Origin of the sequence: Acinetobacter sp. ANC 5054 (assembly GCF_002135295.1) — a bacterium.
GTDB lineage: Bacteria > Pseudomonadota > Gammaproteobacteria > Pseudomonadales > Moraxellaceae > Acinetobacter.
The window spans coordinates 45229-67284 of the sequence record NZ_NEGG01000005.1; the positions used below are offsets into that span (position 1 = coordinate 45229).

Annotated in this window: 33 protein-coding genes and 1 pseudogene; 8 read left to right on the plus strand and 26 right to left on the minus strand. The window is 42.8% G+C overall.

The genetic code is table 11. From position 1 onward, the window contains the following. Positions 1-54: 54 nt before the first annotated feature. The 24 genes and pseudogenes from rpmJ to B9T33_RS06610 all read right to left on the minus strand — a co-directional run bounded on the left by rpmJ (position 55) and on the right by B9T33_RS06610 (position 11699). Entirely contained in the window at positions 55-171 is a 117-nt protein-coding gene (gene rpmJ / locus B9T33_RS06495; protein ID WP_000867907.1) for a 50S ribosomal protein L36, read from the minus strand. 20 nt (positions 172-191) lie between these two features. Then, positions 192-1511: a preprotein translocase subunit SecY gene (secY, locus tag B9T33_RS06500; protein WP_171263597.1), complete on the minus strand. Its 1320-nt coding sequence runs from the start codon at positions 1509-1511 to the stop codon at positions 192-194. A 45-nt stretch (positions 1512-1556) separates the two neighbouring features. Next, complete coding sequence (gene rplO, locus B9T33_RS06505; RefSeq protein WP_086178141.1) at positions 1557-1997, minus strand: 50S ribosomal protein L15; 441 nt, start codon at positions 1995-1997, stop codon at positions 1557-1559. A 3-nt stretch (positions 1998-2000) separates the two neighbouring features. After that, positions 2001-2177: a 50S ribosomal protein L30 gene (gene rpmD, locus B9T33_RS06510; RefSeq protein WP_004786899.1), complete on the minus strand. Its 177-nt coding sequence runs from the start codon at positions 2175-2177 to the stop codon at positions 2001-2003. A 6-nt stretch (positions 2178-2183) separates the two neighbouring features. Beyond that, positions 2184-2681 carry a 30S ribosomal protein S5 gene (gene rpsE, locus B9T33_RS06515; RefSeq protein ID WP_067762902.1) on the minus strand — a complete coding sequence of 166 codons (498 nt, stop codon included), beginning with the start codon at positions 2679-2681 and terminating at the stop codon, positions 2184-2186. A 2-nt stretch (positions 2682-2683) separates the two neighbouring features. Further along, positions 2684-3034, minus strand: a complete 351-nt coding sequence (rplR, locus tag B9T33_RS06520) for a 50S ribosomal protein L18 (RefSeq protein WP_086178142.1) — start codon at positions 3032-3034, stop codon at positions 2684-2686. A 14-nt stretch (positions 3035-3048) separates the two neighbouring features. After that, positions 3049-3582 carry a 50S ribosomal protein L6 gene (gene rplF, locus B9T33_RS06525; protein ID WP_086178143.1) on the minus strand — a complete coding sequence of 178 codons (534 nt, stop codon included), beginning with the start codon at positions 3580-3582 and terminating at the stop codon, positions 3049-3051. A gap of 13 nt (positions 3583-3595) precedes the next feature. Then, entirely contained in the window at positions 3596-3991 is a 396-nt protein-coding gene (gene rpsH / locus B9T33_RS06530; protein ID WP_067762905.1) for a 30S ribosomal protein S8, read from the minus strand. Between the two features lie 12 nt (positions 3992-4003). After that, complete coding sequence (rpsN, locus tag B9T33_RS06535; protein ID WP_067762906.1) at positions 4004-4309, minus strand: 30S ribosomal protein S14; 306 nt, start codon at positions 4307-4309, stop codon at positions 4004-4006. Between the two features lie 9 nt (positions 4310-4318). Continuing rightward, entirely contained in the window at positions 4319-4855 is a 537-nt protein-coding gene (gene rplE / locus B9T33_RS06540; RefSeq protein ID WP_086178144.1) for a 50S ribosomal protein L5, read from the minus strand. Between the two features lie 15 nt (positions 4856-4870). Beyond that, positions 4871-5188, minus strand: coding sequence for a 50S ribosomal protein L24 (rplX, locus tag B9T33_RS06545; RefSeq protein ID WP_078189274.1), 318 nt, complete (start codon positions 5186-5188; stop codon positions 4871-4873). A 9-nt stretch (positions 5189-5197) separates the two neighbouring features. Then, a complete protein-coding gene (gene rplN, locus B9T33_RS06550; RefSeq protein ID WP_004657680.1) occupies positions 5198-5566 on the minus strand; it encodes a 50S ribosomal protein L14 in 369 nt (122 codons plus the stop codon). Positions 5567-5655: 89 nt separating this feature from the next. Then, a complete protein-coding gene (gene rpsQ / locus B9T33_RS06555; RefSeq protein WP_086178145.1) occupies positions 5656-5913 on the minus strand; it encodes a 30S ribosomal protein S17 in 258 nt (85 codons plus the stop codon). Beyond that, positions 5910-6107, minus strand: coding sequence for a 50S ribosomal protein L29 (gene rpmC / locus B9T33_RS06560; protein ID WP_004650482.1), 198 nt, complete (start codon positions 6105-6107; stop codon positions 5910-5912). The genes rpsQ and rpmC overlap by 4 nt, the downstream gene beginning before the upstream one ends. After that, on the minus strand, positions 6107-6520 hold the full coding sequence (gene rplP, locus B9T33_RS06565; RefSeq protein WP_078189276.1) for a 50S ribosomal protein L16: 414 nt from the start codon (positions 6518-6520) through the stop codon (positions 6107-6109). Before rplP ends, rpmC begins: the two co-directional genes overlap by 1 nt. Then, a pseudogene (gene rpsC / locus B9T33_RS06570) lies at positions 6460-7276 on the minus strand (30S ribosomal protein S3). Before rpsC ends, rplP begins: the two are co-directional and overlap by 61 nt. Before the next feature lies 1 nt (position 7277). Continuing rightward, positions 7278-7607 carry a 50S ribosomal protein L22 gene (rplV, locus tag B9T33_RS06575; protein ID WP_067762914.1) on the minus strand — a complete coding sequence of 110 codons (330 nt, stop codon included), beginning with the start codon at positions 7605-7607 and terminating at the stop codon, positions 7278-7280. Between the two features lie 11 nt (positions 7608-7618). Next, entirely contained in the window at positions 7619-7894 is a 276-nt protein-coding gene (gene rpsS / locus B9T33_RS06580) for a 30S ribosomal protein S19 (RefSeq protein ID WP_004281508.1), read from the minus strand. A gap of 19 nt (positions 7895-7913) precedes the next feature. Beyond that, the gene (gene rplB, locus B9T33_RS06585; protein ID WP_086178147.1) at positions 7914-8738 is read right to left on the minus strand and encodes a 50S ribosomal protein L2; all 825 of its coding nucleotides are present in this window, start codon (positions 8736-8738) and stop codon (positions 7914-7916) included. 11 nt (positions 8739-8749) lie between these two features. Continuing rightward, a complete protein-coding gene (gene rplW, locus B9T33_RS06590; protein ID WP_067762916.1) occupies positions 8750-9070 on the minus strand; it encodes a 50S ribosomal protein L23 in 321 nt (106 codons plus the stop codon). Beyond that, a complete protein-coding gene (gene rplD / locus B9T33_RS06595) occupies positions 9067-9669 on the minus strand; it encodes a 50S ribosomal protein L4 (RefSeq protein ID WP_078189279.1) in 603 nt (200 codons plus the stop codon). Before rplD ends, rplW begins: the two co-directional genes overlap by 4 nt. Before the next feature lie 11 nt (positions 9670-9680). After that, complete coding sequence (gene rplC, locus B9T33_RS06600) at positions 9681-10319, minus strand: 50S ribosomal protein L3 (RefSeq protein ID WP_086178148.1); 639 nt, start codon at positions 10317-10319, stop codon at positions 9681-9683. Between the two features lie 59 nt (positions 10320-10378). Then, complete coding sequence (gene rpsJ / locus B9T33_RS06605; protein WP_000070912.1) at positions 10379-10690, minus strand: 30S ribosomal protein S10; 312 nt, start codon at positions 10688-10690, stop codon at positions 10379-10381. 271 nt (positions 10691-10961) lie between these two features. After that, complete coding sequence (locus B9T33_RS06610; RefSeq protein WP_086178149.1) at positions 10962-11699, minus strand: type 1 glutamine amidotransferase; 738 nt, start codon at positions 11697-11699, stop codon at positions 10962-10964. 159 nt (positions 11700-11858) lie between these two features. On the opposite strand from B9T33_RS06610, the gene B9T33_RS06615 reads away from it, so the two are divergent. The 7 genes from B9T33_RS06615 (at position 11859) to B9T33_RS06645 (ending at position 19231) form a co-directional block, all read left to right on the plus strand. Beyond that, positions 11859-13061 (plus strand): PLP-dependent transferase, encoded by a 1203-nt coding sequence (locus B9T33_RS06615; RefSeq protein WP_086178150.1) that lies wholly within the window; start codon positions 11859-11861, stop codon positions 13059-13061. A gap of 14 nt (positions 13062-13075) precedes the next feature. Beyond that, positions 13076-14659, plus strand: coding sequence for a helicase HerA-like domain-containing protein (locus B9T33_RS06620; RefSeq protein ID WP_086178151.1), 1584 nt, complete (start codon positions 13076-13078; stop codon positions 14657-14659). A 172-nt stretch (positions 14660-14831) separates the two neighbouring features. Next, complete coding sequence (gene hmpA, locus B9T33_RS06625) at positions 14832-16040, plus strand: NO-inducible flavohemoprotein (RefSeq protein ID WP_086178152.1); 1209 nt, start codon at positions 14832-14834, stop codon at positions 16038-16040. An 87-nt stretch (positions 16041-16127) separates the two neighbouring features. Further along, positions 16128-16571, plus strand: coding sequence for an RrF2 family transcriptional regulator (locus B9T33_RS06630; RefSeq protein ID WP_086178153.1), 444 nt, complete (start codon positions 16128-16130; stop codon positions 16569-16571). Positions 16572-16683: 112 nt separating this feature from the next. After that, entirely contained in the window at positions 16684-17550 is an 867-nt protein-coding gene (gene yihA, locus B9T33_RS06635; RefSeq protein ID WP_086178154.1) for a ribosome biogenesis GTP-binding protein YihA/YsxC, read from the plus strand. Positions 17551-17704: 154 nt separating this feature from the next. Continuing rightward, positions 17705-18649 carry a metal-dependent hydrolase gene (locus tag B9T33_RS06640; RefSeq protein WP_086178155.1) on the plus strand — a complete coding sequence of 315 codons (945 nt, stop codon included), beginning with the start codon at positions 17705-17707 and terminating at the stop codon, positions 18647-18649. A 162-nt stretch (positions 18650-18811) separates the two neighbouring features. Continuing rightward, entirely contained in the window at positions 18812-19231 is a 420-nt protein-coding gene (locus B9T33_RS06645; RefSeq protein WP_086178156.1) for a VOC family protein, read from the plus strand. A 23-nt stretch (positions 19232-19254) separates the two neighbouring features. Here B9T33_RS06645 and B9T33_RS06650 read toward each other — a convergent pair whose 3' ends face one another. After that, complete coding sequence (locus B9T33_RS06650) at positions 19255-20508, minus strand: dicarboxylate/amino acid:cation symporter (protein WP_086178157.1); 1254 nt, start codon at positions 20506-20508, stop codon at positions 19255-19257. A gap of 199 nt (positions 20509-20707) precedes the next feature. Between B9T33_RS06650 and B9T33_RS16645 the strand changes: the two genes are divergently transcribed. After that, a complete protein-coding gene (locus B9T33_RS16645; protein WP_213033191.1) occupies positions 20708-20836 on the plus strand; it encodes a YHYH domain-containing protein in 129 nt (42 codons plus the stop codon). A 62-nt stretch (positions 20837-20898) separates the two neighbouring features. Here B9T33_RS16645 and B9T33_RS06655 read toward each other — a convergent pair whose 3' ends face one another. Further along, the gene (locus B9T33_RS06655; protein WP_086178158.1) at positions 20899-21771 is read right to left on the minus strand and encodes an acyl-CoA thioesterase; all 873 of its coding nucleotides are present in this window, start codon (positions 21769-21771) and stop codon (positions 20899-20901) included. Positions 21772-22056: the final 285 nt, after the last annotated feature.

Consider the following 22056-nt stretch of genomic DNA (forward strand, 5'->3'; position numbering starts at 1 on the left):
GAGGGGCGGATAATAACCTAATTAGCCTACTGAAATCAACAGGTCTTGATCAGATTAACCTTGACGCTGCTTATGACGAGGTTCTGCGCTGCAAATTACGCGAATAACCCCATTACGACGGATAACTTTACAGCTACCACAAATTTTCTTTACAGAAGCTTGAACTTTCATAATGAAACCTCTAAGTGCGCTTATCCTTTCGGATGAGCAGTCGTTTTACGCATTAACGATTGATTGTCATATTGATGCGATGTGAGATGAGCTTGAAGCTGAGCCATAAAGTCCATCACAACTACCACTACGATCAGTAAAGACGTACCACCTAAGCTAAATGGAATACCAAATGAGCTTTGTAGAATCATCGGCATTAAACAGATGATTGTGATGTAAATCGCGCCAATAAAAGTCAAACGATTCAAAATATGATCTAAATAGCGTGCAGTTTGCTCACCAGGACGAATACCTGGTACATATGCACCACTGCGTTTTAAATTCTCTGAAACTTCTTTAGGACTAAAAACTAGCGCTGTATAGAAATAACAGAAGAAAATAATAAGTGCGCCAAATAACACCAAATACATCGGTTGACCAGGCGACAATACGAGCGCCAAATCTTGTAGGCTGCGTTTCACAATACCAGCTTCAGGATCTGCACTACCGACCCATTGACCTAAGCTCGCTGGGAACAAAAGCAATGAACTGGCAAAAATTGCAGGAATCACACCCGCCATATTAATTTTTAATGGCAAATGAGACTGCTGTGCTGTAAATACACGACGACCTTGTTGTTTTTGAGCATAGTTCACTGGAATACGACGTTGCGCTTTCTCAATAAACACGATTGCTGCTAATACTGCTACAGATAATAGCGCAAAAATTGCTAAACCAATCAAACTTGATTGACCATTATCTACAGAAGTTAAGGATTGCAAAGCTAAATTCGGCAAACCTGCAACAATACCTGCGAAGATGATCATGGAAATACCATTCCCCACCCCACGCTCGGTAATTTGCTCACCCAACCACATTAAGAACATTGTACCAGCAACCAATGAAGTTACTGCCGGAACGTAAAAAGCAAGTCCACTAGTCAATGTAATATTTTGACTAATCAGACCTGCACACATCCCGATCGCTTGCACAAGTGCAAGGAACAATGTGCCTTGGCGCGTATATTGATTGATCTTACGCTTACCCTGTTCGCCTTCTTTCTTTAAAGCTTCCAGCGAAGGAACAACTGTTGACATCAACTGCACGATAATCGACGCAGAGATATATGGCATGATCCCAAGAGCAAGAATTGACATACGCTCTAATGCACCACCCGAGAACATGTTAAACAAACCCAGGATAGTACCTGAGTTTGCATTGAACAGATTCTCTAGTGCGGCATTGTTAATGCCCGGTACTGGAATATGTGCTCCCAGTCGAAAAACCAACAACGCCCCGATGAGGAACATCATTCGGCGAATAATTTCACGATATTTCACATGAAATGGTTGGCCTTTCATCATGTTAACATGACCTGTCGAACTAGGAGTCATAGACACTGGGGATTACTCCTCGACTTTACCGCCAGCAGCTTCAACAGCAGCTTTAGCGCCTTTAGTCAATGCAACACCTTGAACAGTGAATGCACGAGTAATTTCACCAGAAAGTACGATACGAGCACGAGTCATATCTTTACGTACAACATTCGCAGCTTTTAAAGTTTCAAGAGACACGATGTCGCCTTCAACTTTAGCAAGCTCAGATAAACGTACTTCAGCAGTTTTCAAAGCGAGTTGGCTAGTGAAGCCGAATTTAGGCAAACGACGATATAACGCAGTTTGACCACCTTCGAAACCTGGACGTACGCCACCGCTCTTACGTGATTTTTGACCTTTGACACCACGGCCACCAGTCTTACCAACACCAGAACCGATACCACGGCCTAAACGAAGGTTGTCACGCTTAGCACCTTCTGCAGGTGCAATTGTATTTAAACGCAGAGTCATGGCTTATTCCTCTACACTAACCATATAGTAAACTTGGTTGATCATACCACGGTTAGAAGGCGTATCTTGCACTTCAACAGTATGACCAATACGACGCAGACCTAAACCTTTAAGGCTAAGCTTGTGATTTTTCAAGCGGTGCGATGCAGATTTAGTCTGGGTAACTTTAATCGTTTTCATGATTGATTACCCTTGAATTTGTGCTACTGATAAACCACGTTTCGCAGCAACTTTCTCAGGAGAAGTCATATCACGCAAACCGTTAAAAGTTGCGTTTACTACGTTAGCAGCGTTAGTAGAACCATAACACTTAGTTAATACGTTACGTACACCTACAGCTTCTAAAACTGCACGCATAGCGCCACCAGCAATTACACCAGTACCTTCAGAAGCAGGTTGCATGTAAACGCGGCTTGCACCGTGACGAGCATTGATAGGATGCTGAACAGTACCGTCAACAAGGTCAACAGTAATCATGTTGCGACGAGCAGCTTCAAGTGCTTTAGAAATAGCAGCTGGAACTTCACGTGCTTTACCACGACCAAAACCTACGCGACCATTACCATCACCCACAACAGTTAATGCTGTGAAAGAGAAGATACGACCACCCTTAACAACTTTGGCTACACGATCAACGGCAACCAGCTTTTCAACAAGACCTTCGTTTTGTTCAACTTTAGCCATGATTAGAACTCCAAGCCGTTTTCACGAGCAGCATCAGCCAAGGCTTTGATACGACCATGATATTTGAAACCAGAACGGTCGAATGCAACTTTAGTTACACCAGCCGCTTTAGCACGTTCTGCAATTAAAGCACCAACTTTCTGAGCTGAATCAACGTTACCAGTAGTACCAGCACGTAGAGTAGCGTCTAAAGTAGAAGCTTGCGCTAATACTTTGCCACCATCTGCAGAGATAACTTGAGCATAGATGTGACGCGGAGTGCGGTTTACACACAAACGAGTCGCACCCAATGCACGGATGTGCAAGCGTGTGCTTTTCGCACGACGCAAACGGGATTGTTTCTTTTCGTTCATAAGAACCTCGCGCCTTATTTCTTCTTAGCTTCTTTACGAAGTACAACTTCGTCAGAATAACGAACACCTTTACCTTTATAAGGCTCTGGCGGACGGTAACCACGGATTTCTGCTGCAACTTGACCTAATTTAGCTTTATCAGCTGATTTAAGGATAATTTCAGTTGCAGTAGGAGTTTCTGCAGTTACACCTTCAGGAAGGTTGTAATCGATCGGGTGTGAGAAACCAAGGTTAAGGTTAACAATGTTACCTTTAACCGCAGCTTTATAACCAACACCGATAAGCTGTAGCTTACGTTCGAAACCTTCGTTAACACCTTTTACAAGGTTGTTAAGAACAGCGCGAGCAGTACCAGCTTGCATCCAAGCATCTTTAGATTCAGCTTTAGGAGCAATAACTAGAGTACCGTCTTCCTGTTTTAGCTCGACCAGCGCATGCAGGTTGAAAGACAATGTACCTTTGCTGCCTTTCACTTCGACCTGCCGGCCGTTCTGAGTAACTGTAACACCATTAGGTACAGTTACTGGGGCTTTAGCCACACGAGACATGAGGAATCACCTATTAAGAAACAAAAGCAATAACTTCACCACCGATGCCTGCAGCACGTGCAGCGCGATCAGTCATGATGCCTTTGCTTGTAGAAACAATTGCAACACCCAAACCTTGCTTAACGCTAGGAAGTGCATCTTTACCGCGATACTGACGTAGACCTGGACGGCTTACGCGTTTCACAGTTTCGATAACTGGTTTGCCTTCGAAATATTTTAAAGTAATCGTTAAAGTCGCTTTGCCTTCATTGTCAGCAACAGCTACATCAGCGATATAACCTTCTTGTTGAAGTACGTTAGCAATCGCAACTTTCAACTTTGAGTTTGGCATAGAAACAGTTTGTTTCTTCGCCATTTGTGCGTTACGAACACGTGTTAGCATGTCGGCAACGGTATCTTGCATACTCATTTATAGTGCTCCTTACCAGCTTGCCTTAACAACGCCCGGTACATCACCTTGCATTACTGTTTCACGTAATTTGTTACGGCTTAAACCGAACTTACGGAAGTAACCATGAGGACGACCCGTTAAACCACAACGGTTACGTAGACGTACTGGAGACGCATTACGTGGTAATGCTTGAAATTTCATCATCGCTTCGAAACGTTCTTCGTCTGATGCATTTACGTTTGCGATAATTGCTTTTAATTCAGCACGTTTCGCAGCGTATTTAGCAACAGTAGCTTCGCGTTTCAATTCGCGATTAATCATGCCTTTCTTAGCCATATCGACCTCTTATTTGAACGGGAAGCCGAAAGAACGCATAAGCGCACGGCCTTCGTCATCGGTGCGAGCAGTCGTAGTGATGGTAATATCCATACCACGAATACGATCAATCTTATCAAAATCGATTTCAGGGAACATGATTTGTTCCTTAAGACCCATTGAGTAGTTACCACGACCATCAAATGATTTCGCTGAGAAACCACGGAAGTCACGGATACGAGGGATCGCGATAGAGATCAGACGGTCTAAGAATTCGTACATACGTTCGCCGCGTAAAGTAACTTTACAGCCGATTGGCCAACCATCACGGATTTTGAAACCAGCGATAGATTTACGAGCTAAAGTAAGTACTGGTTTTTGACCAGCAATTGCTTGCATATCAGCAAGAGCGCCGTCTAACAATTTCTTGTCCGCTGATGCAGCACCAACACCCATGTTGATGGTGATTTTAGTAATGCGAGGGATTTCCATCACATTCTTAACGCCCAATTGTTCTTTTAATTGAGCCTTAAGTTCGTCGTTGTAACGCGTTTTAAGTCTGGCCATTGCCTAGTCAACCTATTACTTCGCTACCGCCACTGATTCACCATTAGATTTGAATACGCGAGTTTTCACGCCTTCAATCACTTGGTAACCAACACGGTCAGCCTTTTGGGTTGTAGCATTAAAAATTGCCACATTAGAGATATGAAGCTCAGCTTCCTGAGTTACGATGCCGCCTTCAGCGCCAGTAGCTCGGTTAGGCTTTTGATGCTTCGTTACCAAGTTAAGGCCTTCAACCTTAACACGGTCATTAGAAACAGACAAAACAGTACCTTGTTTGCCTTTTTCTTTACCTGCGATCACAATTACTTGATCGCCTTTTTTAATCTTAGCCATGATTGCCTCTTATAGAACTTCAGGAGCCAGTGAAATAATTTTCATGAACTGTTCAGTACGAAGTTCACGAGTCACTGGTCCGAAAATACGAGTTGCAATCGGCGCTTTGTTGTTGTTCAAAATAACAGCTGCGTTATCATCGAAACGAATAACAGAACCATCTGGACGACGGATGCCGAATTTTGTACGTACAACAACAGCATTCATCACGTCACCTTTTTTAACACGTGCGCGTGGAATAGCTTCTTTTACAGTAACTTTAATAATGTCGCCAACAGAAGCATAACGACGATGTGAACCACCAAGTACTTTAATACATTGTACGCGGCGAGCACCACTGTTGTCTGCTACGTCGAGCATACTTTCGGTTTGAATCATTGCCCTACTCCAAAACCGAGCATCACCGGTCGCAATTTCGAAAGGCTCAAAGAGTACTCGAAATTGACCGATGATGCAAGAACGTTTAATTACTCAGCAGCAGCTTCAACAACTTCAACTAATGTCCAAGACTTAGTTTTAGAAATTGGGCGGCTTTCTTTGATGCTTACTAGGTCGCCAACTTTAGCAACATTGTTTTCATCATGAGCGTGTAATTTAGTTGAACGGCGGATTGATTTGCCATACAACGGGTGTTGAACGCGGCGTTCGATAAGAACAACGATAGACTTGTCCATCTTGTCGCTAACTACTTTACCGGTTAACGTGCGAACTGTTTGTTCACTCATTGTCCGTTCCCCTGTTTTTCGGTTAGGAGTGTCTTAATACGAGCAATAGTTTTACGAGTAAGTGCAACTTCGTGCGATTTACCCAATTGACCAGTTGCTTTTGCCATACGAAGACGGAATTGGTTTAGCTGTTGCTCATCAAGCAAAGCTGTCAACTCTTCAACCGACTTTTCACGTAGATCTTTAGTTTTCATTACATTACCGTCCGAGTCACGATAGTGGTTTTAAACGGAAGTTTTGCAGCAGCAAGCGTAAACGCTTCGCGAGCAAGTTCTTCGTTAACACCATCAATTTCGTACAAGACTTTACCTGGTTTGATTTGGCAAACCCAGTATTCCACAGAACCTTTACCTTTACCCATACGAACTTCTAATGGTTTTTCAGTAATTGGTTTGTCTGGGAAAACACGGATAAAGATCTTACCACCACGTTTAATACGACGGCTGATTGTACGACGCGCTGCTTCAATTTGACGCGCAGTCATTTGACCACGTTCAATTGATTTAAGTGCAATAGTACCGAAAGATACTGAGCTACCGCGATGTGCTAGACCAGTGTTACGGCCTTTTTGCACTTTACGGAATTTAGTACGTTTAGGTTGTAACATGGATTATTCTCCTTTTTCAGCAGAACGATCATTGCGACGACCACGACGCTCTTGACCTTCACCACGACCACGACCGCGTTTAGCTGGACGTTCTTCAGCAGGAGCTGGGTTCATGACTTGTTTCATGCCACCAAGGATCTCACCGCGGAATACCCAAACTTTAACACCAATCGTACCGTAAGTAGTCTCAGCACGCATAGTAGCATAGTCGATGTCAGCACGAAGAGTATGTAGAGGTACACGACCTTCACGATACCATTCTGTACGAGCAATCTCAGCACCACCTAGACGGCCTGAAACTTCAACCTTGATACCTTTAGCACCAGCACGCATAGAGTTTTGAACCGCACGCTTCATAGCACGACGGAACATTACACGTTTTTCTAATTGAGAAGCGATTGCTTCAGCAACTAAACGAGCGTCTAAATCTGGGCGATCGATTTCGTTGATGCTTACTTGCGCAGGAACACCCATAATAGATGTCAATTCGCGTTGTAATTTCTCAATGTCTTCGCCTTTTTTACCGATCACGATACCAGGACGCGCAGTGCTAATCGTAATTTTAGCAGCGCCTGTAGGGCGTTCGATAAGAATATTGCTGATCATCGCATTCTTAAGTTTTTTAGTTAAAAACTCACGAACTTGAAGATCTTTAAGCAAGTATTCAGCATATTGTTTCGGATTCGCATACCAGTTAGCGTTATGACGTTTCACAACACCTAGGCGGATACCGATTGGATGAACCTTCTGACCCATATCAAACCCCTACCTTAACGGTAATGTGACAAGTACGCTTAGTAATACGATCTGCACGGCCTTTGGCACGTGGCAAAATACGTTTAAGGCTAGTGCCTTCATCAACGTAGATCGTAGAAACTTTAAGGTCGTCTACATCTAAACTGTTATTATGTTCAGCGTTTGCAATCGCAGATTCCAATGCTTTTTTAACTAAAACTGCAGCTTTTTTGTTGCTGAAGTTCAAGATATTTAGAGCATGCGCAACAGATTTGCCGCGAATTAGATCTGCAACCAAACGAGTTTTTTGTGCCGAGATAGCGGCACCGCGTAATTTAGCAGTTACTTCCATCATAGCACCTATTAACGTTTAGACTTCTTGTCAACACCGTGACCACGATAGGTACGAGTTGGCGCGAATTCACCTAGTTTATGACCAACCATGTGCTCAGATACGATCACTGGAACGTGGTTACGGCCATTATGTACAGAAATTGTTAGACCAACAAAATCCGGGAGGATCATCGAACGACGCGACCAAGTTTTGATCGGCTTACGGTTATTAGCCGCGATAGCCGCTTCAACCTTAGCGAACAAGTGCGCATCGACGAATGGGCCTTTTTTCAGAGAACGAGGCATTGTCAGATTCCTTTACTTGTTACTTAACGCGACGGTCGCGAATGATCATCTTAGTCGTACGCTTGTTGGTACGTGTTTTGTACCCTTTAGCTTTTTGACCCCATGGACTTACAGGTTGAATACCTTTGTTACGTCCTTCACCACCACCATGTGGATGGTCTACTGGGTTCATCGCCATACCACGTACGGTAGGACGAACGCCACGCCAGCGTGATGCACCTGCTTTACCAAGTGAACGAAGGTTGCTTTCTGAGTTAGAAACTTCACCTAACACAGCACGGCATTCAACGTGTACTTTACGCATTTCGCCTGAACGAAGACGAATGATTGCGTAAGAACCGTCACGACCCAACAATTGAGCAGAAGTACCAGCAGAACGTACTAATTGTGCGCCTTTACCGATTTTAAGCTCGATGTTGTGAAGAGTAGAACCGATAGGCATGTTGCGAAGTGGTAAGCAGTTACCTGGACGGATTGGAGCATCGTTACCAGACTGAACTTGATCACCAGCACGAAGGCCTTTAGGTGCAATAATATAGCGACGTTCACCGTCAGCATATTTCAATAAAGCAATATGAGCTGTACGGTTAGGATCGTATTCAATACGCTCAACTACAGCAGGGATGCTGTCTTTGTTACGTTTGAAATCTACGAGACGGTAGTGCTGTTTATGACCACCACCAACGTGACGAGTTGTAATGTGACCGTTGTTATTACGACCACCAGTACGTTTTTTAGCTTCAACCAACGGTGCATATGGCGCGCCTTTGTGAAGGTGGTTATGTACCACTTTCTCTACAAAGCGACGTCCTGGAGACGTTGGCTTACATTTTTGAATCGGCATAATTTTCGTCCTTATTCCGCTGCGTTTTCAGCGGTATCGCCCAAGTCAGCCATTTCAACATCTTGGCCAGCTTTCAGGGTGACGTATGCTTTTTTAACATCAGAACGACGTCCTAATGTTTTACCAAAGCGTTTAGTCTTACCTTTAGTGATAGTAGTGTTAACTTTAACAACTTCCACACCAAATAGTTGCTCAACAGCTTTTTTGATTTCAAGTTTGTTAGCGCTTAGAGCAACTTTAAAAACTTGAACACCAGCAGTTTCGCCTAAAACTTGTGCTTTTTCTGAGAATACAGGTCCTTGTAGGACTTGATAGATACGTTCGTTGTTCATCCGAGTTCTACCTCAATTTTCTTAGCAGCAGCAACAGACATAACAACTTTATCGAACGCGATCAAGCTAACAGGATCGATAGCAGCAGCATCAACCACATCTACATGTGGAATATTGCGAGCAGCAAGATACAAGTTCTCATCAACAGCATCAGTAACGATTAATGCACGAGGAGCATTCAAGTCGTTAAGTTTAGCAAGCAATTCTTTAGTTTTTGGAGCTGCAACAGCAATCTCTTCAACCAAAACTAGACGATCTTGACGAACAAGTTCAGCTAGGATGCATTGCATAGCACCGCGATACATTTTACGGTTTACTTTTTGAGACCAGTCTTGTGGACGAGCAGCAAAAGTTTTACCACCGCCAACCCAGATTGGGCTACGAATAGAACCAGCACGAGCGCGGCCAGTACCTTTTTGACGGAAAGGTTTTTTACCACCGCCAGAAACGTCTGCACGTGATTTTTGTGCTTTAGAACCTTGACGACCACCAGCTAAGTAAGCTGTAACAACTTGGTGTACAAGAGCTTCATTAAAATCACGACCGAACGCAACTTCAGATAACTCAACAGCAGAGCCGGAAACAGTATTTAAATTCACTTTATTTCCCCTCAGGCCTTGATAGTAGGACGAACAGTTACGTCGCCACCAGTAGCACCAGGAACTGCACCCTTAACAACTAGAACTGAACGTTCAACGTCGATAGATACAATTTCAAGACCCTGTGTAGTTACGCGATCCGCACCTAAGTGACCAGGCATTTTTTTGCCTTTGAATACGCGACCAGGAGTCTGGTTTTGACCTGTAGAACCGATAACACGGTGAGATACAGAGTTACCATGTGTAGCATCTTGCGTACGGAAGTTCCAACGCTTAACACCACCCTGGAAACCTTTACCTTTAGAAGTACCAGTTACATCAACGATTTGACCAACTTGGAACAACTCAACAGTAAGAGTACCACCAACTTCACGACCTTCAAGATCAGCTTCTGTAGCGCGGAATTCTTGTACCAAACGACCAGCAGCAACACCAGCTTTCGCAAAGTGGCCTTTTTGAGCGTTAGTTACGCGAGATTCGCGACGTTCACCAGTAGTGATTTGAATCGCTTGATAACCATCAGTTTCAAGCGTTTTGATTTGTGTGATGCGGTTAGGATCAACCTCAATCACTGTTACAGGTACAGAAACACCAGCATCTGTAAAGATACGTGTCATACCGCACTTGCGACCGACTAAACCAATAGCCATGTGCATAAACCTCTAAAAAAGCGGCCTAATTAACTTAGAGCGTTAATTAACCGAAAGCCTTAACCCAAAGCGATCTGAACATCAACACCAGCTGCAAGATCTAATTTCATCAATGCATCAACAGTTTTATCTGTAGGTTGAACGATATCGATCAAACGTTTGTAAGTGCGGATCTCGTATTGGTCACGCGCATCTTTATTAACGTGTGGTGATGTTAAAACGTTAAAACGTTCGATACGTGTAGGCATCGGAATTGGACCACAAACTTGTGCGCCAGTACGTTTTGCTGTTTCTACGATTTCTTGAGCTGATTGATCAATTAGACGGTGATCAAAAGACTTAAGACGGATACGAATTCTCTGGTTAGACATACCAGTTAACTCCAAGCCAAATATATAAAGAATCACCCTTGACGCATCTCACCCCACTTTTTAAAGAAGGCAAGTGTCAAGAGCAGTGAATTATCACTAAGGTCACGATCGATGCCGCGACTGTCACGATGTTAACTACTTTATTCGTAGCTAACCCCCTTTCATTAAAGGGTCGCCCATTATAGCTATTGTTTATTGCATAAGCAAATCTCTTTTACTGTTTTTCATTTATTTTTCATTTTATACGCAAGATCAATTGTTTAAGATTTAATCAATATGCTGTTTTTCTTAAAACATATGCGATTGCTTGATTTAATATTTGATTTCCTTGAATAAATTTACTTTTTGCACTTTTACGCAGCTCGGTTGGCTGCTGTACATGGTGACCCGAAAAGATTGCTACCTCATCATCATTTTCCAAAAACATGTCGAGGACTTCAGGTGTAATTTCAGGATGAAATTGGAAACCCAAAACGTTTGTTCCGATCTGATACATTTGATTGCGGCACACGTCATTTTCTGCCAGTAAAACTGCACCGCGCGGAATTTCAAAAGTCTCGCTATGCCACTGCATCACTTTAAATTCCTCAGGCAATATAAAACACTCCTTCGATACATTGGTAACCTTACGGATAGTCGTCCAACCCAATTCCTGCTCTGGGTTACGACTCACAGCCCCTCCCAATGCATTTGCAATGAGCTGTCCGCCTAAGCACAAACCTATAGCAGGTTTGCCCAATGCCAAATAACGACGTAACCAACGTTTTTCTATTTTTAACCATGGAAAATTTGCTTCATCATTCACGCTCATGGTTCCGCCCATAATGATCAGTAAATCAACATCTTCCACACGTGGTAAGGCTTCTAAATCGAGTGGCTGATCTGTGGGTAAAGCAAAAAACTCTGTCGCCGTTATTTCAGCGTTTTGTTCTTTCAGAAATTCATAACAACTGCCGAACCCTTCGCCAGCAATATGCTGAAAATAATGTACTTTTAAATGCGACTTCATGCGCTAAGACCTATTGTTGTTGCTCTAAACAAGGTTTTGCAAAAATGAAGCCAACTTTATATAGGTATCATTTTTCTATACAAAATCTTCTGAAATCCATCTCATTTACACGTATTCTCTTCTAAAACCTGATTTAACACACACTATTAGAGTCATGCCGTGAAAAAAAATCCTCAGACTGAATTAATTCATGCACCAAGAAAGGCCCCACAATATATTTCTACGGTTCAACCTCCCCTGTTTCGTGCATCGACCATTATTTTTGAAAATACCAATGCATTATTCGATCGTCATTGGACGGACGATTATGACTATAGTTATGGTACACATGGCACACCCACAACCTTTACTTTAGGCGATCAAATTGCACAGATTGAAGGTGGTTTACATCATCTGCTCGCGCCAAGTGGTTTATCTGCGATTAACTTGGTTAATTCTTGCTTCCTAAGCCATGGCGATGAAGTTTGGGTCGCAGATAACATTTATGGTCCTAACATGGAACATCTACGTAACCTTGAAAAGCGTTACGGTATCGTGGTTCAAGTATACAACCCCATTGATGTGGATACTTTTACCCCCTCAATAAATGCCAAACTGATTTGGTTAGAAGCTGCGGGTTCTGTCACTTTGGAATTTCCAGATTTAATCGGCTTAGTTCAAAAAGCCCAAGCCCACAATATGCTCACAGCACTAGACAATACTTGGGGCGCAGGTCTTGCGTTTAATGCTTTTGATTTTGGTATAGAGCATTTAAGTGTGGACATTAGCGTGCATGCCCTCACCAAATACCCGAGTGGCGGTGGCGATATTTTAATGGGCTCAGTGGTGACGCGCGATAAAAAGCTGCATCACAAACTGTTCCGTACTCATGCAATTCAAGGCATTAGTATTTCAGGTGACGATGCTGCACAGGTTCAACGTAGTCTTGCATCGATGCGACTTCGTTATGAACATCAATCGCAAAGTGCGCTTCAGCTGTTGCAGTGGCTCAAACAACAAACCGCCTTTGTTCAAGTGCTCCATCCTGCCGATGAGTCTTCTGCTGGACATACTTATTGGAAGGATATTTGCACAGAACAACACAGTGCTGGTCTAGTCAGTGTGGTATTTGATCCCAAATACGATGTGCAAGATATTCGAAGCTTTTGTGATGCATTAAAACTATTTAAATTGGGTTTTAGTTGGGGTGGCCCTGTTAGCTTAGTCATGTTATATAACTTAAAAGATATGCGCGTGCTTGAACATTCACACATCAAAGCAGGACTTTTAGTTCGCTTCTGCATTGGGCTTGAGCACCCTGCCGACTTAATACAAGATATAGAAAACGCATTACAACACTTAAATAAACGTTCACTCAAATAAATACAGGACAATCTATGGGTACACCAATTGTTATTGCGAAAAAGACCAAAGACACGACACAAGACGTGGTATTACATTCTCAATTTGCCAATCGCCATGGCTTAATTGCAGGTGCTACAGGTACGGGTAAAACCGTCACCTTGAAAGTTTTGGCAGAAAGTTTTTCTCGAATTGGTGTACCTGTATTTTTAGCCGATGCCAAAGGTGATGTATCAAGTTTAGCCAAAGCTGGTGAAAGTAACGCTAAATTTGATGCACGGCTTCAAAGTTTAAATATCGATTCCATCCCTTTTGCTGCATCACCTGTGGTGTTTTGGGATTTATTTGGTGAGCAAGGTCATCCGATCCGCACCACTGTTTCTGAAATTGGCCCTCTCTTATTGGCCCGTATTTTAAACCTGAATGACACACAAGAAGGTGTGTTATCTGCAGTGTTCCGAATTGCCGACGATCAAGGCTTATTATTGCTCGATTTTAAAGATCTCAAAGCCATGATTAGTTATGTCAGTGAACATGCTGCTGAGTTTAAAAATGAATATGGCAATCTTTCTCCTGCAAGTTTAGGTGCAATTCAACGCAACTTACTGGCACTCGCAGACCAAGGTGGCGATAAATTCTTTGGTGAGCCCGCACTCGATATTATGGATTTTATCCAAACCGATGCCGAAGGTCGTGGCAATATCAATTTACTGGCTGCTGACAAGTTGATGAACACGCCAAAACTATATGCCACCTTCTTATTATGGATGTTGTCAGAATTGTTTGAACGTCTACCTGAAGTCGGCGATATGGATAAACCGAAAATGGTGTTCTTCTTTGATGAGGCGCATTTACTGTTTGATAATGCCAGCCCTGCTCTACAAGAAAAAATAGAACAAGTTGTTCGCTTAATTCGATCTAAAGGTGTTGGCATTTATTTTATCACACAAAATCCGCTCGACTTACCAGAAAGCGTTTTGGGCCAGCTCGGTAACCGCGTACAACATGCGCTTCGCGCCTTTACACCGAAAGACCAAAAAGCCGTAAAAACTGCGGCAGATACCTTTCGTGCCAATCCTGATTTTAAAGTCGATCAAGCGATTACTGAATTGGCCGTGGGCGAAGCGTTAATTAGCTGCCTTGATGAACAAGGCACACCTCAAATAGTTGAACGTGCTTGGGTCATGCCACCCTACTCTTCCTTTAGTCCAATCAGTCTAGATGAACGCAAAGCACTGATGGCACAAAGTATTGTCAATGGTGTCTATGACAATGAAGTTGATCGTGACAGTGCTTTTGAATTACTGCAAAACAAAGTGCAGGAACGTCAGCAACAAGCACAGCAGGCTGAAGTTGATAAAGTCCAAGCCAAAGAGCAAGAAGCTTTAGCCAAACAGCAAGCCAAAGATCAGGCCATGTTTGAAAAGCAGCAAGCACGTGAACAAGAACGCTTGGCTCGTGAGCAGCAAAAAGAAGATGAACGCTCAGCCAAGCAACGCGAAAAACTGATTAATGACACGGTTGGCACCTTCGCCAAAAGTGCAGCGCGAAGCTTAGGTGGCAGTACTGGACAGAAAATTATGCGTGGCATATTAGGTTCGCTGTTTGGCAAAAAATAATTAGCCAAAGTTTAGAAAGCAATCTAAAAGCTCAATCAAGAAGTACAGAATTATGGGATATTTTTATATTCCATATTTTTTTTATGGTTTTTGCTAAAACATGTATTGCGAATAAAGTTTTAAACATGTATTTTAAATACATCTTATAAATAACAGCCATGAGAGATCAGCTATGACTCCGCAGCAAATTGACCTAGTAAAAGCTACTGTTCCTGTTCTACGTGAAAATGGTGTCGCGCTGACTGGTTACTTCTATAACCGTATGTTGGGTAATAACCCAGATCTTAAAGAAACCTTTAACATGGGACATCAGCGCAGTGGCGCTCAGGCGCAAGCCTTGGCCGGTGCTGTATTGGCCTATGCTGAAAACATTGAAGATCCGTCTGTACTTTTACCAGTTGTAGAATTAATTGCGCACAAACATGTGAGCCTCAACATTCAAGCACCTGACTACAATATTGTCGGTGAAAACCTGCTGCACTCGATTAGTGAAGTATTAAGTATTCCAATGGAAGATCCACTGATTGGAGCTTGGGCAGCAGCATATGGCCAATTGGCAGATTTATTTATCAGCACTGAAAAAGCGATTTATGAACAACATCAGCAAACTAAAGGTAGCTGGTTAGGTTGGCGCAATTTCAAAATTGCGAAAAAAGTGGTTGAGAGTGATGAAATCACATCATTCTACCTTGAACCTTCTGATGGTGGTGATTTACCAAAATATGAAGCGGGTCAGTACATCTCAGTCCGTGTATTTGTCGAAGAATTGGGTCTAAAACAGCCACGTCAATATACGCTGTCTACTAGCCCTCAAGCCAACTACTTACGTATCTCCGTAAAACGTGAAGATCAAAAAGCAGACTTGGTTCCGGGTTGGGTATCGAATACGCTACATGGCTTGGATATCGGTTCAGAAATTGAAGTGTCTGCACCAACAGGGAACTTCTTCCTGATCGACTCACAAAAGCGCAATGTCTTCATCAGTGGTGGTGTAGGCCTCACACCAATGATTGCGATGCTGAATCAGCTGGTAACTTTAGACATGCCACAACCTGTAACCTTTATCCATGCGTGCCGTAGCAAACAAGTGCATGCGATGCATAAACACATTCAGGATTTGGAAGCAAAATATCCACGTCTTAGCACCTTTACAGCGTATGAGTTCCCTCATGCCAATGACAAGTTAGGTGAAGATTATGATACTGCTGGTCGTCTAGACTTAGGCAGTATGGATACTGCACTATTACCGATCAATGCCGATTACTACCTCTGCGGTCCAATGGCATTTATGGCTGAACAGCAGAAAAGTTTAATTGCTCGAGGCGTTCCTGCTGACAATATACACAGCGAAGCTTTCGGCACAGGTGGTGTAAAACACTAACTAAGCGATTAGCCTGAAAGACAAAGGGTTAGTTTAGTTATGCTAGACTAGCCCTTATTTATTTCTACTAGACTCACAGTATTAATCATGCAGCTGAATAAATTTACCGATTACGCCTTACGTGTTCTGATGTATATCGCTCAGCCAAAAGAGATGCCTTATACCGTTTCGGAAATTGCGGCAGATCTGCATGTGTCACAGAATCACTTGGTCAAAATTGTGCATTTTATGGCTAAGCAAAACTGGTTGATTACTACCCGCGGTAAAGGCGGTGGCATTCGCCTCAATCCTCAGGCACTCACACTGCGACTGGGTGAAATAGTCCGAATTTTACAACGTGAAAACCCGATTGTGGAATGTAATACGCCTCCGTGTGTGTTACGCAGCAACTGTGGATTGAAAGGTATTTTAGATCAAGCCATGGAACAGTTTTACCAAAGCCTAGACCAATATAACTTAGGTGCTGTCCTTGCCACCCCACCCTCCTCAAAATACACCACCCAATCTCCGATTCAGATGATCAATCTGTAATTTGATTTAACCAATTTTCTAAACGAACGCCTCTTCTTACAGATCAAAGTTCGCTTGCCTGCCCGACTTCCTTTATAATACGTGCTTGTAAATCAGTTATTGAAGTTGGGTTATGCATCAGCACCGAGGAAAGTCACGAAACAGTAAAACGGCAACCGCGCCAAAGCAAAAGATTACTTATGAGAAAAAAGTAGATTCTGCCGTTACTGAATACGCTGTTCGCTCACTCAACTGGCTACACAAAGCTGAATTTTTGATGAGTGCACCAAAACTTAACCTGTGTGTTGAAGACACGGGTTATGAAGTCGCATTTGCGGGTCGTTCAAACGCCGGAAAATCGAGTGCGATTAATGCATTAACCAATCAAAAGCAATTGGCACGTGCATCAAAAAAACCCGGTCGTACGCAAATGATCAACTTCTTTAGCTTAGGTAATCCAGACCAACGCTTGGTCGATTTACCGGGTTATGGCTATGCTGCCGTACCTGAAGCAATGAAAATCGTTTGGCAAAAAGAACTCGAAAATTACCTGATTCACCGTGAAAGCTTACAGGGCTTAGTCTTGTTAATGGATATTCGTCATCCACTTCAACACTTTGACGTGATGATGTTGGAATGGGCGTATTCACGTAAATTGTTCGTACATGTGCTATTAACCAAGTCCGACAAACTCAACCGTGGTCCTGCATCAAAAGCATTGCAAGAAGTAAAAGCTGCATTGAAAAAGATGAAGTTGAATTTCTCGATTCAACTGTTTTCATCACTCAACAAACAAGGCTTAGAAGAACTTGCCAGCGTAATGGCTGGACGCTTGAACTTCACACTTGAGCAATCACAAAATTTTGATCTCGACAGCATCCCTGAAGCATCTGAAGATGATATTGAAATCGACTTAAATGATGATCAAGACGATAATATTGAAGAATCTGAATTAGATACTGAAACGAATTCGACTGTGGCTAAACCTGAAGACCAATAATTTAAATATCTCAATGTTCATCTGATGATTGTCTGACAAAAATCAGCAGATGATGATAATGAAATGTCCTGTATTGCTAATCACAATACAGGATTTTTTTTGGATACTGATCTTGCTCAATGTGCACAACATCACATAAAAACAAGGACAGATCATGAAGCTACTCTCCCGCCTTAGAAATTCTAAAATTGGCTCTTCAATCGAATATAGAATCAAACCGCGTAAAGTAAAATTTGAGTGGCAAGACACCCAAGTTGACTGGGTGCCGAACCAACCTTTTGTCAGCTATTTCATTAATGAAATTAATATGATTTTGCCCGCTGGAGAATTTTGGTTTTGCCGTCTCTACAACAAGGTATTACCGCAAATCACGGATGAAAAACTTAAAGCAGATGTACAAGCCTTCATTCGTCAAGAAGCCATGCATGCACAAGCCCATAACTCTGCCAATAAAGAATATTTAACTCAACGTAAAATTGGCATTCAGCGTAACTTAGACGTGATGGATTTGCTGTTTAGCAAGCTATTGGCCGATCAGCCGCTTGGTCTGACTGTCCCGAAAATTTTAGACCATCAATGGGATGTGTTTCGACTAGGTATAGTCGCAACCGTTGAACACATGACTTGTGTACTCGGCAAATATGCTCTTTACAACACCGAATGGGAAAACCTAGGTGCTGACGCCAATATGTTGGATTTGGTGAAATGGCACGGTGCAGAAGAAATTGAACATCGCACTGTCGCATTCGACCTTTATCGTCATTTAGGTGGAAGTTATATTGCACGCTATTATCAAAGTGTGATCGTCATTGCTGCGGTGCTGGGTTTATGGGTCGATGGTGCAGCACATATTATGAAACAAGATTTACGCTATGCTTCGATTAAACCTGCGGTTTACAAACCATGGATTTGGCGTGAATGGGCACGCATTGCTCAAAAGGATAATCGATTATTACCGCATCCGCTTTGGCTCGTATCTCAACAGCTAGGCTACTTAATGCCGTGGTATGACCCTGTACATGAAGCAAAAACTGAAGATGCCATTGCCTATCTGGATCAATCTCCTGCAGCAAAACGCGCATTACTTAAAGTGGCTTAAATCATTCCCCGTATAAGTAATGGTTTAAATCATCAATCGCTTCAATAAACGCAGGGTTCGCCCTGCTTTTTTTTAATAATCTACTGCTCAGCAACAGACACTTTAACCATTCGGGTTTATCTTCAATATATACAGGATCATAAAAAAGTTAAGGAGCACAACATGCATGCTCACCTCAGCGTTATTACCCTTGCTGTCAAAGATTTAGCCGCATCCTTTGCGTTTTATCATGAAGGACTCGGATTCCCCAGTAAGGGCATCATGGGTACAGAATTTGAATATGGTGCCGTGGCATTTTTTGAATTACAGCATGGATTAAAACTGGCACTCTGGCCACAAGACAGTCTCAGTCATGACACAGGTTTAAGCCCTTCTGCCTTTTGTCCAATACAAATGACTTTAGGCCATAACGTGAATAGTCCTGATGTGGTCGATGAAATCATGCAGCAAGCCCAACTCGCAGGAGCCAAAGAAATTAAGCCTGCACAACCCACCTTTTACGGCGGCTACGCAGGCTATTTTCAAGACCTAGACGGACATCTTTGGGAGATTGTCTACAATCCGCATCTCGATTTAATCTAAGCTGTTTTAATTTGATTTAGCGTTTAATTCGGTTTCACCAAAGCTGCTTCATCCAAATCTTTGGTGTGATGGTCCACCACCACACTAATCATCATATCACCTTGGACGTTGACCACTGTGCGTACAGTATCAAGTAAACGATCGATCGGCAGCAGGATGGCGATCGCTTCCGCAGGCAGCCCAACCGATTGTAATACCATGATCATCGTGACCATGCCGGCACTTGGAATACCCGGTGCACCGAGGGATGCAATCATTGCGGTGGCACATACAATCAGTTGCTGACCAATGGTTAAGTCCAAGCCCATCAAGTTGGCAATAAATAAAGCTGCCGCAGCTTCATACAAGGCTGTGCCATCCATATTCAACTGTGTACCCAAAGGAATCACAAAACCTGCCGTTTGCGGACGCACGCCTAAATTTTCCTGCGCGCATTTCATTGAAAGTGGCATGGTTGCTGAACTGGAACTGGTGGCAAAGGCTGTAATGAGTGCCGCGCGCGTACCTTTAAAGAAGGTAATCGGGTTCATTTTCCCAAACACCCAAAGCAGTAAAGGCAAAACCACGACACCATGAAAAATTGTGGTTCCTGTTACCACCGCAGCAAACTCTGCTAAACGACTGAGCACGCTAATATCTTCAGTAGCAATCAGCTTTGCCAGTAAGGCGAAAATCCCTAAAGGCGCTAGCTTCATCACCCAGCCGATCATCATCATCATGATGTCAAAGAACTGCTGACTGAGCTTACGTACACTTTTAAATTTCTCACCACCTTTAACCAGCGCCACCCCTAAAAACAGCGAGAACACTACAACGGCCAAAACATTGCCTTCGCTAAAGGCTTTGAAAGGATTAATGAGGATATTTTGAATAAAGTTGGTAAAGAACGAACCAGGCGTTAGGGTGTCAGGCGTTTGATGCTGATTCATGGCATCTTGGAACATCACAATATCTACGCCTTGCCCCACTTTAAACACATGGGCACAAACCAGACCCAATATCAGGGCCAAAGTGGTGGTCGTAACACAGCAAGCCAAGGTGATTTTCCACGTCCGACTCAGTTGCCCACCCGCTTGTAAGCTAGAAACCCCAACCACGATGGAGCTAAAAATTAATGGAATAAGCAACATTTTGAGTAAGCCAATAAAAATACTACTGGCAATACCCAACCCGTACAGACTACCCGCTAAAAACTGCGTTTCAGGGAACTGTAATAATAGAAACCCAAAAGCCACACCTAATATTGCGGCAACTAATATCTGCGTATTTAAGCTCATTGTGCTTTGCTTTTATCATCCTTTATGCAGGCACTATGCCATGCGAGATACTGATAATCGAGGATTTTTTTGTCACAACCTTTGCAGACAAGTTGCTAAAGACGGTACAATCAAATCACCTATAAATTTAAATAAGCTGGCACACTCTGTGCATCTTTTCGTGCAAGAAATTTAATACAGGCTATAAAAGAGCACCTTTATGAAAAGAATTCTATTGGCAAGCGCACTACTTTGCTGCATCGGGCAGGTTTTCGCACATTCATCGGGCACATCAGGCAAACAAGGCTGTCATCAACATGCGCCCAACAACCTTCCGCATTGCCATTAACTGCCTAATCTAAAATAAAAAACCGAATCAGATGATTCGGTTTTTTATTGAAAGCATAGCGTTTATTGCGATTCGATTTCACGTAAACGAATTAAGCCTTCTTGGGTCGTGCTACAGACCAATTCACCATTTTGCCACATGCGTCCAAAGTTCAAACCACGTGAATTTGAACTCACAGTCGCATCCATGTCATACAACATCCATTCATCTACACGGAAAGGTTTATGGAAATACATGGCATGGTCAATGCTGGCGCACTGTAAGCTTGGAGATAAATAACTTAAACCATGTGGACGTAGCGCAGTGGTCATTAAAGTGAAATCTGAGTAGAAAGCTGCAATCGCCTGATGTAACGAGATTTCGTCAACGTCTGCTGCAATTGCATCATGGGTACGAATGTAATGCGCATATGATGGCGCAGCAGGTTGCGGTTGGAACGGATTTTGCGGATCAATTGGGCGAATTTCTACATGACGATCTCGCATAAACGAAGCACGGACGTTTTCAGGGATAAACTCGACCAGCATATTTTTAAGTTCAGCTTCCGATTTTACACTTTCAACTGCTGGGTACTCAGGCTCAGCAACCTGATAATTTAGCCCTTCTTCCTGCTCCGCAAATGACACCATGCACATAAAAATGGTTTGACCGTGTTGAATCGCACGTACCTGTCGACTTACAAAACTACGACCATCACGAATACGATCAACTTCGTAAATAATCGGGGCATTAATATCACCGCCAAATAAGAAATAGGCATGTAATGAATGCGCAGGACGATCCGTTGTATACGATGCAGCACGTAGCGCCTGCCCGAGCACCTGCCCACCAAAAACACGTTTGCCGACTAAATTACGGCTTTGCCCACGGAATATATTTTCTTCCAATTTCTCAAGGCTGAGCAGATCAACCAACTCTTGTGTTAAGGCATTCATAATGAACCTATCTCTAATTTGCGATTACCTAAGCGAGGCAATATCAACAGATGTATAATAAATTGAATCTATTTTGCCATAAATTCTGACTAAAACCCTAAAGATTGACTGACTCATCTGTCACAGTATTGATGCAATATATCTGCTAAAAATACGTTTTTTAACGATAAAATCTTACAATATCTATGCAATTTGTCAGAAAATGACATACTGTTTTTATTTACAATTACGCAGAATAGATCCCCCTCAGAATCTCTGTGGTTTTGGTCATGAAAAGTAGGAGTT

Coding starts and splice junctions, on each gene's coding strand:
- rpmJ (WP_000867907.1), bottom strand. CDS start 171: ATGAAAGTTCAAGCTTCTGTAAAGAAAATTTGTGGTAGCTGTAAAGTT.
- secY (WP_171263597.1), bottom strand. CDS start 1,511: ATGAAAGGCCAACCATTTCATGTGAAATATCGTGAAATTATTCGCCGA.
- rplO (WP_086178141.1), bottom strand. CDS start 1,997: ATGACTCTGCGTTTAAATACAATTGCACCTGCAGAAGGTGCTAAGCGT.
- rpmD (WP_004786899.1), bottom strand. CDS start 2,177: ATGAAAACGATTAAAGTTACCCAGACTAAATCTGCATCGCACCGCTTG.
- rpsE (WP_067762902.1), bottom strand. CDS start 2,681: ATGGCTAAAGTTGAACAAAACGAAGGTCTTGTTGAAAAGCTGGTTGCC.
- rplR (WP_086178142.1), bottom strand. CDS start 3,034: ATGAACGAAAAGAAACAATCCCGTTTGCGTCGTGCGAAAAGCACACGC.
- rplF (WP_086178143.1), bottom strand. CDS start 3,582: ATGTCTCGTGTGGCTAAAGCCCCAGTAACTGTACCTAATGGTGTTACA.
- rpsH (WP_067762905.1), bottom strand. CDS start 3,991: ATGAGTATGCAAGATACCGTTGCCGACATGCTAACACGTGTTCGTAAC.
- rpsN (WP_067762906.1), bottom strand. CDS start 4,309: ATGGCTAAGAAAGGCATGATTAATCGCGAATTGAAACGCGAAGCTACT.
- rplE (WP_086178144.1), bottom strand. CDS start 4,855: ATGGCCAGACTTAAAACGCGTTACAACGACGAACTTAAGGCTCAATTA.
- rplX (WP_078189274.1), bottom strand. CDS start 5,188: ATGGCTAAGATTAAAAAAGGCGATCAAGTAATTGTGATCGCAGGTAAA.
- rplN (WP_004657680.1), bottom strand. CDS start 5,566: ATGATTCAAACCGAAAGTATGCTCGACGTAGCAGACAACAGTGGTGCT.
- rpsQ (WP_086178145.1), bottom strand. CDS start 5,913: ATGAGTGAACAAACAGTTCGCACGTTAACCGGTAAAGTAGTTAGCGAC.
- rpmC (WP_004650482.1), bottom strand. CDS start 6,107: ATGAAAACTAAAGATCTACGTGAAAAGTCGGTTGAAGAGTTGACAGCT.
- rplP (WP_078189276.1), bottom strand. CDS start 6,520: ATGTTACAACCTAAACGTACTAAATTCCGTAAAGTGCAAAAAGGCCGT.
- rplV (WP_067762914.1), bottom strand. CDS start 7,607: ATGGAAGTAACTGCTAAATTACGCGGTGCCGCTATCTCGGCACAAAAA.
- rpsS (WP_004281508.1), bottom strand. CDS start 7,894: ATGCCTCGTTCTCTGAAAAAAGGCCCATTCGTCGATGCGCACTTGTTC.
- rplB (WP_086178147.1), bottom strand. CDS start 8,738: ATGCCGATTCAAAAATGTAAGCCAACGTCTCCAGGACGTCGCTTTGTA.
- rplW (WP_067762916.1), bottom strand. CDS start 9,070: ATGAACAACGAACGTATCTATCAAGTCCTACAAGGACCTGTATTCTCA.
- rplC (WP_086178148.1), bottom strand. CDS start 10,319: ATGGCTATTGGTTTAGTCGGTCGCAAGTGCGGTATGACACGTATCTTT.
- rpsJ (WP_000070912.1), bottom strand. CDS start 10,690: ATGTCTAACCAGAGAATTCGTATCCGTCTTAAGTCTTTTGATCACCGT.
- B9T33_RS06610 (WP_086178149.1), bottom strand. CDS start 11,699: ATGAAGTCGCATTTAAAAGTACATTATTTTCAGCATATTGCTGGCGAA.
- B9T33_RS06620 (WP_086178151.1), top strand. CDS start 13,076: ATGGGTACACCAATTGTTATTGCGAAAAAGACCAAAGACACGACACAA.
- hmpA (WP_086178152.1), top strand. CDS start 14,832: ATGACTCCGCAGCAAATTGACCTAGTAAAAGCTACTGTTCCTGTTCTA.
- B9T33_RS06630 (WP_086178153.1), top strand. CDS start 16,128: ATGCAGCTGAATAAATTTACCGATTACGCCTTACGTGTTCTGATGTAT.
- yihA (WP_086178154.1), top strand. CDS start 16,684: ATGCATCAGCACCGAGGAAAGTCACGAAACAGTAAAACGGCAACCGCG.
- B9T33_RS06640 (WP_086178155.1), top strand. CDS start 17,705: ATGAAGCTACTCTCCCGCCTTAGAAATTCTAAAATTGGCTCTTCAATC.
- B9T33_RS06645 (WP_086178156.1), top strand. CDS start 18,812: ATGCATGCTCACCTCAGCGTTATTACCCTTGCTGTCAAAGATTTAGCC.
- B9T33_RS06650 (WP_086178157.1), bottom strand. CDS start 20,508: ATGAGCTTAAATACGCAGATATTAGTTGCCGCAATATTAGGTGTGGCT.
- B9T33_RS16645 (WP_213033191.1), top strand. CDS start 20,708: ATGAAAAGAATTCTATTGGCAAGCGCACTACTTTGCTGCATCGGGCAG.
- B9T33_RS06655 (WP_086178158.1), bottom strand. CDS start 21,771: ATGAATGCCTTAACACAAGAGTTGGTTGATCTGCTCAGCCTTGAGAAA.